13 protein-coding genes are annotated in these 13,813 nt (G+C 70.9%); 5 read left to right on the top strand and 8 right to left on the bottom strand.

What is annotated here, in order from left to right; all coding sequences use genetic code 11:
• Positions 1-131 precede the first annotated feature (131 nt).
• Entirely contained in the window at positions 132-1,277 is a 1,146-nt protein-coding gene (locus ACIBVN_RS12120; protein ID WP_397135414.1) for an ROK family protein, read from the bottom strand.
• Between the two features lie 147 nt (positions 1,278-1,424).
• Between ACIBVN_RS12120 and tdh the strand changes: the two genes are divergently transcribed.
• From tdh to ACIBVN_RS12095, 5 genes are read left to right on the top strand one after another with little or no spacing between them, the layout of a single operon-like run.
• Positions 1,425-2,525, top strand: a complete 1,101-nt coding sequence (tdh, locus tag ACIBVN_RS12115; protein WP_397135412.1) for an L-threonine 3-dehydrogenase — start codon at positions 1,425-1,427, stop codon at positions 2,523-2,525.
• Positions 2,525-3,694 carry a glycine C-acetyltransferase gene (locus tag ACIBVN_RS12110; RefSeq protein WP_397135410.1) on the top strand — a complete coding sequence of 390 codons (1,170 nt, stop codon included), beginning with the start codon at positions 2,525-2,527 and terminating at the stop codon, positions 3,692-3,694. The genes tdh and ACIBVN_RS12110 overlap by 1 nt, the downstream gene beginning before the upstream one ends.
• Before the next feature lie 13 nt (positions 3,695-3,707).
• Complete coding sequence (locus tag ACIBVN_RS12105) at positions 3,708-4,610, top strand: LysR family transcriptional regulator (protein WP_397135408.1); 903 nt, start codon at positions 3,708-3,710, stop codon at positions 4,608-4,610.
• A gap of 44 nt (positions 4,611-4,654) precedes the next feature.
• A complete protein-coding gene (locus ACIBVN_RS12100; RefSeq protein WP_397135406.1) occupies positions 4,655-4,948 on the top strand; it encodes an RNA polymerase sigma factor in 294 nt (97 codons plus the stop codon).
• Positions 4,945-5,805, top strand: coding sequence for a hypothetical protein (locus ACIBVN_RS12095; protein ID WP_397135404.1), 861 nt, complete (start codon positions 4,945-4,947; stop codon positions 5,803-5,805). Before ACIBVN_RS12100 ends, ACIBVN_RS12095 begins: the two co-directional genes overlap by 4 nt.
• A 64-nt stretch (positions 5,806-5,869) precedes the next feature.
• Here ACIBVN_RS12095 and ACIBVN_RS12090 read toward each other — a convergent pair whose 3' ends face one another.
• From ACIBVN_RS12090 to lhgO, 7 genes are all read right to left on the bottom strand, one after another.
• Positions 5,870-7,663 (bottom strand): YfjP family GTPase, encoded by a 1,794-nt coding sequence (locus ACIBVN_RS12090; protein ID WP_397135402.1) that lies wholly within the window; start codon positions 7,661-7,663, stop codon positions 5,870-5,872.
• Positions 7,660-8,013, bottom strand: a complete 354-nt coding sequence (locus ACIBVN_RS12085; protein WP_397135400.1) for a hypothetical protein — start codon at positions 8,011-8,013, stop codon at positions 7,660-7,662. The genes ACIBVN_RS12090 and ACIBVN_RS12085 overlap by 4 nt, the downstream gene beginning before the upstream one ends.
• A gap of 43 nt (positions 8,014-8,056) precedes the next feature.
• The gene (locus tag ACIBVN_RS12080) at positions 8,057-9,367 is read right to left on the bottom strand and encodes an ABC transporter (protein ID WP_397135398.1); all 1,311 of its coding nucleotides are present in this window, start codon (positions 9,365-9,367) and stop codon (positions 8,057-8,059) included.
• A 44-nt stretch (positions 9,368-9,411) separates the two neighbouring features.
• Complete coding sequence (locus ACIBVN_RS12075; RefSeq protein WP_397135964.1) at positions 9,412-10,068, bottom strand: response regulator transcription factor; 657 nt, start codon at positions 10,066-10,068, stop codon at positions 9,412-9,414.
• A gap of 65 nt (positions 10,069-10,133) precedes the next feature.
• On the bottom strand, positions 10,134-11,546 hold the full coding sequence (locus ACIBVN_RS12070) for a sensor histidine kinase (RefSeq protein ID WP_397135396.1): 1,413 nt from the start codon (positions 11,544-11,546) through the stop codon (positions 10,134-10,136).
• Positions 11,546-12,238 (bottom strand): response regulator transcription factor, encoded by a 693-nt coding sequence (locus ACIBVN_RS12065; RefSeq protein ID WP_349449128.1) that lies wholly within the window; start codon positions 12,236-12,238, stop codon positions 11,546-11,548. Before ACIBVN_RS12065 ends, ACIBVN_RS12070 begins: the two co-directional genes overlap by 1 nt.
• 17 nt (positions 12,239-12,255) lie before the next feature.
• Positions 12,256-13,446 (bottom strand): L-2-hydroxyglutarate oxidase, encoded by a 1,191-nt coding sequence (gene lhgO, locus ACIBVN_RS12060; protein WP_397135394.1) that lies wholly within the window; start codon positions 13,444-13,446, stop codon positions 12,256-12,258.
• Positions 13,447-13,813: the final 367 nt, after the last annotated feature.

Here is a 13,813-nt window from a genome sequence, read left to right as displayed (position 1 = left end):
AGTTGGCTGGAGGCTAGTCCGTATTTATGCAAATAACTAGGCTAAATCTTGCAGCTCTGAGCAAGACAGGCGGATCGATGCCGCTCAGCGACATGGCCGTGACGGAACAGTTATCTAATTAGCCAAGTTGTCTACGTAAAGAGCAGGCGGTCGGCGTGGTCCAGCGCGAACCGCACCGCCCCGAGCGTGATGCACTCGCTGCCCAGCTCCGACGCCACCACCTCGGGCGGGTAAGCACAGAACTCCTCGAACAGCTCCCTGACCGGCTCCACCAGCAGGTCACCGGCCGAGGACAGGCTGCCGCCGATCACCACCATCTCGGGGTCGAGCGGATTGACCACGGTGATCAGCCCGGCGGCCAGGCCGCGTGCGAGCTCCCTGACCGCGTGCCCGGCCTTCTCGTCGCCCGCCCGCGCCCTGGCGATCGCGAACTCCGCGCTCTGCCTGCTGGAGCGGAGCTCCCCCGGCTCCACGGCCATGGCGTAGTCCATCACGTGGCGGTAGGCGGTCCAGTTGTTGTACGGCTGGGCTCCGATCTCGCCGGAGGCGGCGTGGGCTCCCCGGTGCGGGCGGCCGCCGATGAGCAGGCCCATGCCGATCCTGTCGCCGGTGAACAGGTAGATCACGTCGTGGCGGCCCCTGGCGGCGCCGCGCCAGTGCTCGGCCAGCACGGCCAGGCGCATGTCGTTCTCGACCAGCACCGGCGCGGGCAATCTGCGGCTCAGCTCGCCCTGCAGGTCGAGGCCGGTCCAGCCGGACAGCACCATGCTCTTCACGACCCGCCCGGCGCCGTCCACCGTGCCCGTGGTGCCCACGCCGACGACGGCGACGTCCGCGAGCGCGACGCCCGCCTCGGCGGCGGCTTCGGCGGCCAGCGCGGCGACGGCGTCGAGCCGCTCGCCCGCGGGCATCTCGCGGTGGTTGGGCGCGCGACGGCTGACCACGATCGTGCCGTTGAGGTCGGTGACCATGGCACGCAGCCGGGAGCCGCCGATCCCGATCCCCAGCACGTGAGCCGCCGCCGCGCGGAACCTGAACCGCCTGGCCGGGCGCCCCCGCTGGCGGTCGCCCGGCTCCTCGCCGCACTCCTCGGCCCAGCCCTCCGCCACCAGCTCGTCCACGATGACCTCGGCCGTCGGCCTGGACACCCGGGCCGCCCTGGCCAGCTCGGACAGCGTCGCGACCTGGGCCTCGCGCAGGATGCGCAGGATCGCCGCCGAGTTGAGCCTGCGCAGAAGGGAGGCGTCGCCGCTCTGCTGCCGCACCGCGACCTCCATAGCATTAAGTACAAGTTACTTACCTAATTATGCCTGCCTTTGCCGCAGCGTGAAGCAGAGCTGTGGGGGCACTTAAGAATCCCTCGATGGACATGCTCGGAGGTGAGCGGGCACAGTGCGTTAGGTTCGGACTAGGGGGATGCAGCCATGAAAGCGCTGGTCAAGGAGAAGGCCGAGGCCGGCCTCTGGCTGGTCGACGTGCCTGAGCCGGAAGTGGGCCCCGGCGAGGTGAAGATCCGGGTCCTGCGGACCGGCATCTGCGGCACCGACCTACATATCCGGAAATTTGATGATTGGGCGCGGCATACCCTGCGGCTCCCGCTGATCGTCGGGCACGAGTTCTGCGGCCACGTGATCGAGGTGGCGCCGGGCGTCGAGGACGTCTCCGTCGGCGACCTCGTCAGCGGCGAGGGCCACATCGTGTGCGGCAAGTGCCGCAACTGCATGGCGGGGCGCAGGCACCTGTGCCGCAACACGATCGGGCTCGGCGTCAACAGGAACGGCGCCTTCGCCGAATACGTCACGCTGCCCGCCTCCAACGTCTGGGTGCACCGGGTCCCCGTCCACCCCGACGTGGCGGCCATCTTCGACCCGTTCGGGAACGCCGTACACACGGCTCTGTCGTTTCCCCTGGTCGGCGAGGACGTGCTGATCACCGGGGCGGGCCCGATCGGGCTGATGGCCGCGGCGGTGGCCACGCACGTGGGCGCGCGCAACGTGATGATCACCGACGTCAGCGACGAGCGGCTCGACCTGGCCGGCAAGCTCGGCGTCTCCCTCGCCCTGAACGTCTCCAGGTCGTCGATCGCCGACGGCATGCGGCAGCTCCACCTGCGCGAGGGCTTCGACGTGGGGCTGGAGATGTCCGGCAACCCGCAGGCCATGCGCGACATGATCGCGAACATGACCCACGGCGGGAAGATCGCCATGCTGGGGCTGCCCGCGGAGGAGTTCGCGGTCGACTGGGCGACCGTCGTGACGTCCATGATCACGATCAAGGGCGTGTACGGCCGGGAGATGTACGAGACCTGGTACAACATGTCCGTCCTGTTGGAGAAGGGGCTCGATCTCTCCCCCGTGATCACCGACCGGTTCCCGTACCAGGACTTCGACGCCGCCTTCGACACGGCCGCCAGCGGCCGGACGGGCAAGGTCATCCTGGATTGGAGCGGAGGAGCTCGGCCGGAGAGAGCGAGGAACGAGCCAACGGAGGCCGAAGCGGCCGCGACCATGAACCGGAGTGCCTGATGTTCACAAATGTCCGCGAGCAGCTGCGTACGACGCTCGACGAGATCACCGAGGCCGGGCTGCTCAAGCCCGAGCGCGTGATCACCACCCCGCAGAGCTCGTCGGTGAGCGTGGCCGGGCGCGAGGTCCTGAACTTCTGCGCCAACAACTACCTCGGCCTCGCCGACAACCCCACCGTGGTCGAGGCCGCCAAGGAGGCGCTGGACCGGTGGGGGTTCGGCATGGCGTCCGTGCGGTTCATCTGCGGCACCCAGGAGGTGCACAAGGAGCTCGAAACGCGCCTGTCGGACTTCCTCGGCATGGAGGACACCGTCCTCTACAGCTCGTGCTTCGACGCGAACGGCGGCGTCTTCGAGACCCTGCTCGACGCCCAGGACGCGGTGATCTCCGACGCGCTCAACCACGCCAGCATCATCGACGGCATCAGGCTCTCCAAGGCCCAGCGCTTCCGTTATGCCAACCGCGACATGGCCGAGCTGGAGGCCCGGCTGAAGGAGGCGTCGGAGGCGCGGCGGCGGCTGATCGTGACCGACGGCGTGTTCTCCATGGACGGATATCTCGCGCCGTTGCGGGAGATCTGCGACCTGGCCGAACGGTACGACGCCATGGTGATGGTCGACGACTCCCACGCTGTCGGCTTCGTCGGGCCCACCGGTCGCGGCACCCCCGAGCTGCACGGCGTCACCGACCGGATCGACATCATCACCGGCACGCTGGGCAAGGCGCTCGGCGGCGCCAGCGGCGGCTACGTCTCGGCCCGCAAGGAGATCTGCGAGCTGCTGCGGCAGCGCTCACGCCCGTACCTGTTCTCCAACTCGCTCGCCCCCGTCATCGCCTCGGCGTCGCTGCGCATCCTCGACCTGCTGGAGACCTCGAACGAGGCCCGCGAGCGGCTCCGCTCCAACACCGCGCGCTTCCGCAGCGAGATGGCCAGGGCCGGGTTCGACATCCTGCCCGGCGACCACCCGATCGTGCCCGTCATGATCGGCGACGCCGCCGAGGCCGCCGCCATGGCCGAACGCCTGCTCGACCTCGGCATCTACGTCATCGGCTTCTCGTACCCCGTCGTACCGCACGGCCAGGCCCGGATCCGCGTCCAGCTGTCGGCCGCCCACTCGGAGCAGGACGTGGATCACGCCGTCCAGGCGTTCATCCAGGCCCGCGGGTGAGTATTCTCGCTGCGTGATAGACACGCGGCGGCTCCGCACGCTGCGGGCGGTGGCCGACCACGGCACGGTCACCGCCGCGGCGGCCGCGCTGCACCTCACCCCGTCGGCGGTGTCCCAGCAGCTCGTCGCGCTGGAGCACGAGGTGGGCCACCGGCTGCTCACCCGTGACGGGCGCGGCGTGCACCTCACCGCCGTCGGCAAGATCATGCTCGGCCACGCCAACGAGGTCCTCGCGCAGCTCGAACGCGCCGAGGCCGAGGTGGCCGCGTACACCACGGGAGAGGCGGGCGAGGTCACGGTGGCCTGCTTCGCCACCGCCATCAGCGCCGTGCTCTCCCCCGCCATCGCCGCCCTGCGCGCCACGTCCCCCGGCGTGCACGTACGCGTGCTGGACGCCGAGGGTGACCACAGCCTGGCGATGCTGCTGGACGGCGAGGCCGACCTGGCCATCACGGTCGAGTACCGAGGCGCGCCCGACGCGGCCGACCGGCGCCTGTCGCGTCTGCCGCTGTACGCCGAGCCGTTCGACCTGGTGCTCCCCCAGGACCACCCGCTGGCGGAGTCTGCCACCCTCGTGTCGCTCTCCGATGCGACCTGGATCGGGCCATATCCCGGCAACCCGGTGCACGACATGATCACGTTCGCGTGCCAGCAGGCGGGTTTCACGCCGAACCTCGCGCACTGCTCCGACGACTTCCGCGCCGTGGTCGCCCTGGTCGGGGCGGGGGCAGGCGTGGCTCTCGTGCCGCGGCTGGCCCTGCGCGACATGGCGCTGGCAGGCGTCGTGGTCCGCCAGACGCCGGGGCCCGAGCGCCGCGTCTTCGCCGCCATCCGCCGCGGCGCCGACGCCCATCCTCTCCTGCGCCCGCTCCTCACGGCGCTGCGCACGATCGGCGGCTCCCTCGGGACCGAGTGAAACATCTCGGCTTATCCGGACATCTCCTCCGGTGTGTTCGCCAATTGGAAGGACCGCCACATGGGGCCACCCGAGCCCGAGCAGCGCTTCGCGGCGCCGACCCCGCGTACGAGGCGTTCAAGCGGCTCTCCGACGACGACCGGGAGCTGCTCGCGCTGGTCGCGTGGGAGGGGCTCAGCGGGGCCGAGATCGCGAAGGTGCTCGGCTGCTCGCGCGGTGCCGCCAGGATCCGGCTGCACCGCGCCCGCAAACGGCTCGCCAAGGAGCTGGCGGACCTCGACCCCGACCTCACCGGATACGGGCAGCGTGCCGTGTCCCTCGCGAAAGGCCGGCAATGACCGAGAACATCGACCAGATCGTCGCCCGGTTCGCGGCTCCGCCGGTGCCGGAGGTCAGCGAGGGCGCCCGCGAGCTGATGCACGAGATCACGGCCGGATCACCCGCTCCCGCGCCCGGCCGGAGGCGCAGGCGGCTGAGTCTGCGCGTGGCCGTCCCCGCGGGCGCGTTGCTGACCGCCGGCATCGTGGCGCTGACCTGGCTGCATACGACCTCCCCGGCCGCGGCGCTGGACATCAAGGAGGAGGGCGGCTACTACGTCATCGAGATCAAGGATCTCTACGCCAACCCGAAGATGTACGAGGAGCAGCTACGAAAGTACGGGCTTGACGTCTCGCTCATCGTGCAGCCCGCCACGGCCGCGTTCGAGCGCCAAGTGTTGGCCACCGCCCCGGACCACAATGTCGTGAGCGAGATCCAAGGCATCAACCCACCGGGCCCGTGCGACATGGTGGGGGACGCCTGCGCGATCGGGCTCAAGATCCCCGTCGGTTTCAAGGGCACGGCCCAGGTCTCGGTCAGCAGGAAGGCCAGGCCCGGCGAGAAGTACCAGATATCCACCACCTGGGACGCCAAGGGCGAGCCCCTGCGCTGCGTCCCCTTCTTCAACAAGACGGTCGCCGAAGTGCGGGCCATGCTGAAGGAACGCGGCGTACGCATCGGCGAGTTCGTCGTCCACGACCCCACCAGCAAGGACATCAGCGACATCCGAACGGAGGCATCCGTGCCCGACACCTGGCTGGTGAACGGCGGCTCTCTCACCGAACCCGGAGTCGCCACCGTGCGGGCGCATACGACTCCGGTGCCACAGAAGTTCATCGACAACCGCAACAAGGGCAACGACTGCCCCACGTCCTGATCTTCAGGGATAGCGTGCGGCGTATGGAGCCGGTGCGGGGCTGGCGGCCGTGCTGCTGCGGCCTTCACGTGCCGTCCAGGGCTCGGTTGATCGCCGCCATGAAGCGGGCGTACCGGTCGAGCTCCGCTCTTACGGGAGCCAGCACGAGCTCGTCGCTCACCTGGCCGATGGCCGTACGCAGGGCTCTGGCCGTACGCCTGGCCCTTCTCCTTCCGCCTGCCCACGCGGCCAGCCGGGACAACAACGCGATGAGCACCCCGGCGAGCGCACCGCCCAGCAGCAGCACCGTCGGCCACGGCACCACGCCCACGGTCGGGAGCGGCGGCTGGGGCAGGCGCAAATAGTCCATCGCGAACAACCCGCCCAGCCACAGGGCACCGGCCAGCATGGCCGCGAACACCAGCCACTGCAGCGCGTTCACCGCCCGCCACCACCTGGGACGCCTGGTGGCGCGGAAGGACGTCGTGGCCACCGCGCGGTCCACCTCGTCGGCCAGCTCCCGGGACCGGGACCGCGCCGCCTGCCGCACCGCCGCCGCCCACGGGCCGGGCAGACCCGCCGCGGCCGCCTCGCCGACGTCCCTGATCGCCGTCTCGACCTTCGCCCTCTGTACGGCCGAGGCCGCGGGCACGGACGTACGACCGACGATCCCCACCCCCGGCGGCCGGTCGGCCGATCCCCCCGACGGCTCACCCGGCAGCTCGTCCCGTGGCGCGCCTGCCAGTTCACCCCGTGGCCTGCCCGGCAGCTCGTCCCGCGGCTTGCCCGCCACTTCACCCCGCAGCCTGGCCGGCGGCCGGCTCGGCCGTTCGTCTGCCGGAGCGGCGGTGCCGATGCGCAGCCTGCGGAGCGGGTCGGGCCGGAATTTGCGGATCCAGCGGGTGACGGGCCATCCGGTGGTGACGACAGCACGGTGCCGATGACCTTTCGCCACGGCCTCCACGACCAGCGGCACCCCGGCCGCGTCACACAGCGCAGCGGTGAGCGCCCGGTCCATCCCCGCCGTCCGCCCCGCGCCGCCCTCTGCCACCCCGCTCGCCGTACCGTCCTCCGCTGCTGGTCCGCAGAGGTGGGTGGCGGCGGTGGTGACGTCGGCGGCGAGCCGCGTGGACCAGGACTTGCGGTGCGCGACCCGATCGCCGAGCAGCGAGCGGAGCTCCGCGAGCCCGGCGCCCGTACGGGCCGAGGCGGCAAGGGCCGGGACACCCGTCAGTCCGTCCTCGTCCAGCAGGCGGCGGAGGTCTCCAAGGCAACGCTCGACAGCGTGCGCGGGGAGGCGGTCCGCCTGGTTGAGCACCACCAGCATCACGTCCCGGTGGGCGGAGAGCGGGCGGAGGTAGCGGTCGTGGAGTGCGGCGTCGGCGTACTTCTGCGGGTCCACCACCCACACCAGCAGGTCCACCAGCTCCACCAGGCGGTCCACCTCCAGGCGGTGGGAGAGCTGGATGGAGTCGTGGTCGGGCAAGTCCAGGAGGATAAGTCCGGACAAGTCGGGGGCGGGGGCGGCGGAGTGGCGCTGGGGGATGTCCAGCCAGTCCAGCAGTGAACCGGAGCCCTCGCCGTCCCACAGCGCCGCCTGGGCGGTCGAGGTGGTGGGCCGTACGACGCCCACCGCCGCCAACTCCTCCCCGGCCAGGGCGTTGTAGAGCGACGACTTGCCGCTGCCCGTCGCACCCGCCAGCGCGGCCACCGTGTGGTCGACGGAGAGGTTACGGCGCGCCCCGGCGCGTTCCGCGACCACGCGTGCGCCGGACACCGCCTCTTCGGCCAGCCGCCCCTCGGCCAGCGACGCCGCCTCGAGCAGGGCCGCCAGCCGGGAGTCGAGAGACGGGCCTTCCTTGCGGCGAAGCAGCTTCATGGGCTCTCCCCCGTGGTCAGCGGGAGCTCCGCGCGGTGGATGTGGATGCGCTCGGCCGCCACCCGGAGCGCGTTCGCCGTCCCGTCCGGCGGCTCCACCGCCTCCAGTTGGGCCATGAACCGGTACGACTCCTCCTCCAGCAGCCTTCGCACCCGATCCCGCAGGTCCGCCCGCGCGGCCACGGTCAGCGTACGCACCGCCTGATCCCCGAAGACGGCCTCAAGCAGCTTCTGCGACAGCAGGCTCGTCCCGCCCGCGATGCCCACCTCGATCCCGGTCAACCCGCCCGTCGAGGCGAACGCGCCCAGCATGAGCAGCAGCCCCGCCCCGTTCACCCCGAACGACGCCACGCGGGCGGCCGTCCGCCGCTCGGCCCCCTCCTCTCGTACGAGGTCAAGGACGTACTCCTGCCACCCGCGGACCGCCGACTCCGAACGCTTGCCCAGGTCGGCCGAGGCGGGCGGACTCCATGGGGCCGATCCGTTCCAGCAGGCCGGGTCCGCCGGGCGCGGCCGACCAGCCTTCCAGGGCGCGCTCGGCGGCCCCGTCGGCGGCGCCCCTGATGAGCGCCTCCACGCCGCTCTCCAGGGCGTCCCTGAGCTGGAGCTCCGGCACTCGCCCCGTGAAGAAGCCGACGATCCTGTCGCGCAGCCAGCCGACCCGGCTCTCCAGGGAGCGCATGAGGTCGCCGGTGCCGATGAAGTCCTGCCAGCGGGCCAGCACCTCGCCCCGCAGCAGCGACCCGTCACGCATGCCCGCGTCGAAGTCGGCCAGCCCGCCCGCGTAAGCGCCCGCCACGATGGAGCGCAGGCCGTCGAAGGCTGCCTGCTGGCGTTCGACGGCCTGGGCCAGCGCGGGAACCCGGGTGGCCAGGCTGTCGAGCGCTCCCGACAGCGTCTGGCGTACGACGCGGGATCTCTCCGCGGCGTCGGCGGCCAGCCCGCTGAGCCAGGAGGAGATGGGCCGTACGGTGTCCGCGGGCAGCCTGGCCTTCTCCGCGGGGAGCACGGCCTCGGGGACGGTGAACAGCAGGGTGCCGTCGAGTCCGTTCTCGGCGAGCAGGCGGGAGAGGTCGCGCGAGACCGGGCCGACCGCGTCAGGGGGCACCCGGTCGAGTACGAGGGCCAGGGCGGTGCTGCGTTCGCGGGCGGAGCGCAGGAAGCTCCACGGCACCTCGTCGGCGTACCGGGCGGCGGTCGTGACGAACAGCCAGAGATCGGCGGCGGCCAGCAGCTGGGCGGCGAGCTCCCGGTTGGCGACCACCACAGAGTCGATGTCGGGCGCGTCGAGCAGCGCGAGACCGGCGCCCAGCGCATCCGACGTGACCACCCGCAGCGCCCCCGGCCCGGTGCCCGTGGCACGGGACAGGCCGGGGAGCACGTTCTGGCCCATGAACCAGGCGCGGTCGGCGGGGCTGACCACGAGCGTGGGCACCAGCGTGGTGGGCCGCAGCACGCCGGGCTCCGTCACGTCGGCCCCGACCAGCGAGTTGACCAGCGTGGACTTGCCCGCTCCCGTGGATCCGCCGACGACGGCCAGCAGCGGCGCGTCGAGGGCGCGCAGCCGGGGCAGCAGGTAGTCGTCGAGCTGCCCGGCGAGCTCACGCTGCGCGCGCCGATCGCTCGCCGCCTCGCCCACCGCCAGCGGGAACAGCTCGCGATCCAGCGGCCGGCGCAGCGCCTCCAACGCGGCCAGCAGGTCCATAAACTCAAGCTACCCATGGTTGACCGCGTTCAGCGGTCAACCGCTCAGCCTGCGGGCGGTTCCCTCAGCACGTAGCCGACGCTGCGGAGGGTGTGGATGAGCCGCGGCTCGACGTCGTCCACCTTGCGCCTGAGGTAGGAGACGTACGACTCGACGACGCCGGCATCGCCACCGAAGTCGTAGTTCCACACGTGGTCCAGGATCTGCGCCTTCGACAGGACACGGCCCGCGTTGACCATGAAGTAGTGCAGCAGCTTGAACTCCGTCGGCGACAGACGCACCTGCCGCCCGCCCCGCCACACCTCGCGGGCGTCCTCGTCCAGCTCCAGGTCGGCCACCTTCAGCTTGCTGGCGGGCACGCCCTCCCCGCGCGTGCGCCGCAGCACCGCCCGGATCCTGGCCTGCACCTCCTCCAGGCTGAACGGCTTGGTGACGTAGTCGTCGCCCACCCGCAGCCCCGCGATCTTGTCCTCGGTGTCGCCGCGGGCGGTCAGGAACAGCACAGGGGCGTCGATCCGCCTGGCCACCTCGAACCCGTCCAGATCCGGCAGCATCACGTCGAGCACCACAAGGTCGGGCGAGGCCCGATCGGCCACCTCCACGGCCTCCTGCCCGTCGGCGGCGGTCAGCACCTCGAACCCGGAGAAGCGCAGGCTGGCGGAGAGCAGATCCCTGATGCTGGGTTCGTCGTCCACCACCATGATCAGCGCCTCGGGTTTCGTCACCTACTTAGAGTGACTCAACCACCTGAGGGTTAGCTGAAGGCTCACTCCAAGGCGAGTGGGAGTTCCACCCGGAAGGTGGAGCCGCCTGCCGGTGAGCTGTCCAGCGTCACCGTGCCGCCGTGGGCGCGGACGAGGGCCTGCACGATGGCCAGGCCGAGCCCGCTGCCCCTGTCCTCACCTGAACGGCGGCGCGACCTGGCGGAGTCGGCGCGGTAGAAGCGCTCGAAGACGTGCTCGACCTGCTCCGGGGTGAGTCCCGGGCCCTGGTCGACCACTTCGAGGAAGAACGTGTCCGCGCCCGCCCCGGCCCGGACGATGATCGGCGAGCCGGGCTCGGTGTGGATGATGGCGTTGGTGACGAGGTTGCTGATGACCTGGCGCAGCCGTACCTCGTCGCCCGAGACGATCAGGGCCGCGCCGCCGACCACGTCCAGCTTGATGATCCGGTCGGGCGCGAGGATCCTGGCGTCCTGTACGGCGTCCGCGGCCAGGGCCAGCATGTCCACCGGGCGCATCTTGAGCGGCCGCTGCTGGTCCACCCTGGCCAGCAGCAGCAGGTCGTCCACCAGCAGGCTCATCCGGCCCGCGGCCTTCTCCACGCGCTGCATCAGCTCGGCGGGGTCGGCGCCGGGGTTCTGCCTGGCGTACTCGGCGAAACCGCGGATGGAGGTCAGCGGGGTGCGCAGCTCGTGCGAGGCGTCGCCGACGAACTGTCGCATGCGGTCCTCGGAGCGGCGCGCCGCCGCCTCGGACGCCGACCGCGCCGTGAACGCGGCCTCGATCTGGGCGAGCATCCCGTTGAGCGACCTGGCCAGGCGTCCGACCTCGGTACGCGGGTCGGCGTCCGGCACCCGGCGGCCCAGCTCTCCCCCGGCGATGGCCTCGGCCGTGCGCTCGATCTGGCCGAGCGGGCGCATGCTGCGCCGCACGATGGTGATGCCCACGACGGCCAGCAGCAGCAGGATGCCGCCGCCGCCCAGGAGCTCGATGAGCACGAGCCGCCTGGTGATCGCGTCGACCTCCTCCATGTCCACCGCGACCACGAGCGTGCGCCGCTGGACCGTGCTCTCCAGCACCCGCCACTCGCCGGCGCCGCTGATCGCGCGGGTGGTGTACGGATCCGCGCCCGGCGACGGCGACAGCACCGGCTTCGGCTTCACGTCCACGTCGCGGTCGGTCAGCATCGGCACGAACTGGCCGCCCGGCTCCTTGACCAGGGCGATCGCGTCGGACTCGATGAGGATCGGCCGGTCGGAGGTCTCCCTGTCGTTGCGCCAGTCGCTCCTGACCTTCTTGACCATGCGGGCGCTGAGCAGGGTGAGCTGGCTGTCCACCCGATCCATGAGATAGCCGTGCAGCACCGAGACGCTCACCAGGCCGATGAAGGTCAGGCCGAACCCGAGCAGGGCCAGCATCGACGCGATGAGCTTGATCCGCAGCGGCAGGCCACGCATCAGGGACTCGGTGGCAGGCGTAGGACGTAGCCGACACCGCGCAGGGTGTGGATGAGCCGGGGGCTGCGGTTGTCGATCTTCCGGCGCAGCACGGACACGTACGACTCGACGATGCCCACCTCGCCCCGGAAGTCGTAGTCCCACACGTGGTCGAGGATCTGCGGCTTGGACAGGACGCGGCCGGCGTTCGTCATGAAGTAGCGCAGCAGCTTGAACTCGGTCGGCGACAGCGCCACCGCGTTGCCCCCGCGCCACACCTCGTGGCTCTCCTCGTCGAGCTCGATGTCGGCGAACGTCAGCCGCGGCGGTGCCGCCGGGAGGTCGCCGCTCGTACGGCGCAGGACCGCGTGGATCCTGGCGACCACCTCCTCCAGGCTGAACGGCTTGGTCACGTAGTCGTCGCCGCCGATCGTGAGCCCGCGGATCTTGTCCTCGGTCTCGTCACGGGCGGTGAGGAACACCACGGGCGTGTGCAACCCGCCGCCGCGCAGCCGCCTGACGATCTCGAACCCGTCCAGGTCGGGCAGCATCACGTCGAGCACGACGAGGTCAGGGCGGTGCCGCTGCACGGCGGCCACGGCGTCGTGGCCGCTCTTAGCGGTGGTCACGTCGAATCCCGCGAACCTCAGGCTCGCGGCGAGGAGCTCGAGGATGTTCGGGTCGTCCTCGACTATCAGCAGGCGTGATTCCATCACATTCAAGGATGCACTCATCGGACGAGTGCTGGGACAATTCCGGCGATATGCCGGGCAATTGCCAGGCTGGAGGTGGCCGCGGGCGAAGGCGCGTTGCGTACCAGGACGATGTTGCCGTGCACGTCCACCACGAAGTCGTCGAGCAGCTTGCCGTCCCTGGAGACGGCCTGGGCGCGGACGCCGCCGGGAGCTCGTACGAGGTCGGGGGCGGTGAGCTCGGGGACGTAGCGGCGGGCTCCATTGAGGAAGACTTTCTTGACGAAAGATCCGTACGCCTCCTTTATCCCGGTACGCCAGTGGGCCATGGCCATGCGCAACGTCCCGGGCCAGCCAAGTATCTGCCCGAAATCACGGATATTTCGCCATTGGTAGCCTTCGTAAGCCAGGGCGAGCACCGCGTTCGGCCCCACCAGCACCCCGCCATCGATCTGCCGCGTCAGATGCACCCCCAGGAACGGATACCGCGGGTCCGGCACCGGGTAGATCAGCCCGCGCACCAGGTCCTTGGCCGCACCCTGGAGCGCGTAGAACTCCCCCCTGAACGGGACGATCCGCACCTCACCCGGATATCCCGCCATCTCGGCCACCTTGTCGGTCCCCAGCCCGCCGCACACCACCAGGCGGTCGAAGGCGAACTTCCGGTTCGCCGCCACGACCTCGACTTTTCCTGAACGCTCCCGGATCCCCCTGACCGGATGCGAAAGGCGCACAGAACCGCCCATCTCCGCCACATCGAGCGCGAGCCGGCGCGCGACGGCGGGGAAGTCGCAGATCGCCGTGTGCGGCGAGTGGATCGCGCCGACGCCGACCGCGTGCGGCTCGATCTCGCGCAGGCCGAGCGCGTCGAGCTCGGCGATGCCGGGCACGCCGTTGGCGCGCGCCCGCTCGGCCAGCGCGCTCAGCAGCGGCCGCTCGGCCTGGTTACTGGCGACGACCAGCTTGCCGGCCTCTTCGTACGGCAGCGCGTGCGCGGCGCAGTACTCCTTGAGCAGCGCCACACCCTCGCGGCACAACCTGGCCTTGAGCGAGCCGGGCGGGTAGTAGATGCCCGCGTGGACGACGCCGCTGTTGTGCCCGGTCTGGTGGGCGCCGACGCGCGGCTCCTTCTCCAGCACGGTCACTTCGGCGCCCCTGACCTCGGCCAGCTCGCGTGCCACGGCCAGGCCGACGATGCCGGCTCCCACGACCCCGATCTTCTCCGTCACACTGCCGATTTTCCGGCTAACCGGCCGTCCCCGCCATATCTTGACGAATCATGCCCTCCTTTGTCTGGACGCTCTTCTCCTCCTCGCCGCCGCCGACCGGGACTGCCTCGAGCTGCCCTTCTTCCCCCGCGACGAGGAGAAGGCCGCCCCCGCCGCATGACCCCCGCCCCCTCCGGAACGCGGCGGCCCACCGGTCCGCCGCGTTCCCCCCCCGGCTCTCGCGCTTGATCATCCCGAGAACTGTGCCAAGCAGCTGGTTCAGGCCGACGAGGGACCCGCTCGCCTCCCTCGCCCACGCAGGGTCGCGGTGAAGATCTCGCCGCGCAGGGCTTGCCCGACCACCTCGATCGAGCGGGCCAGAACGGCA

Origin of the sequence: Nonomuraea sp. NPDC049400 (assembly GCF_044466425.1) — a bacterium.
Taxonomy (GTDB): domain Bacteria; phylum Actinomycetota; class Actinomycetes; order Streptosporangiales; family Streptosporangiaceae; genus Nonomuraea.
Note: the sequence above shows the minus strand (reverse complement) of the source record. Positions and strands in the feature narration are given on the sequence as shown.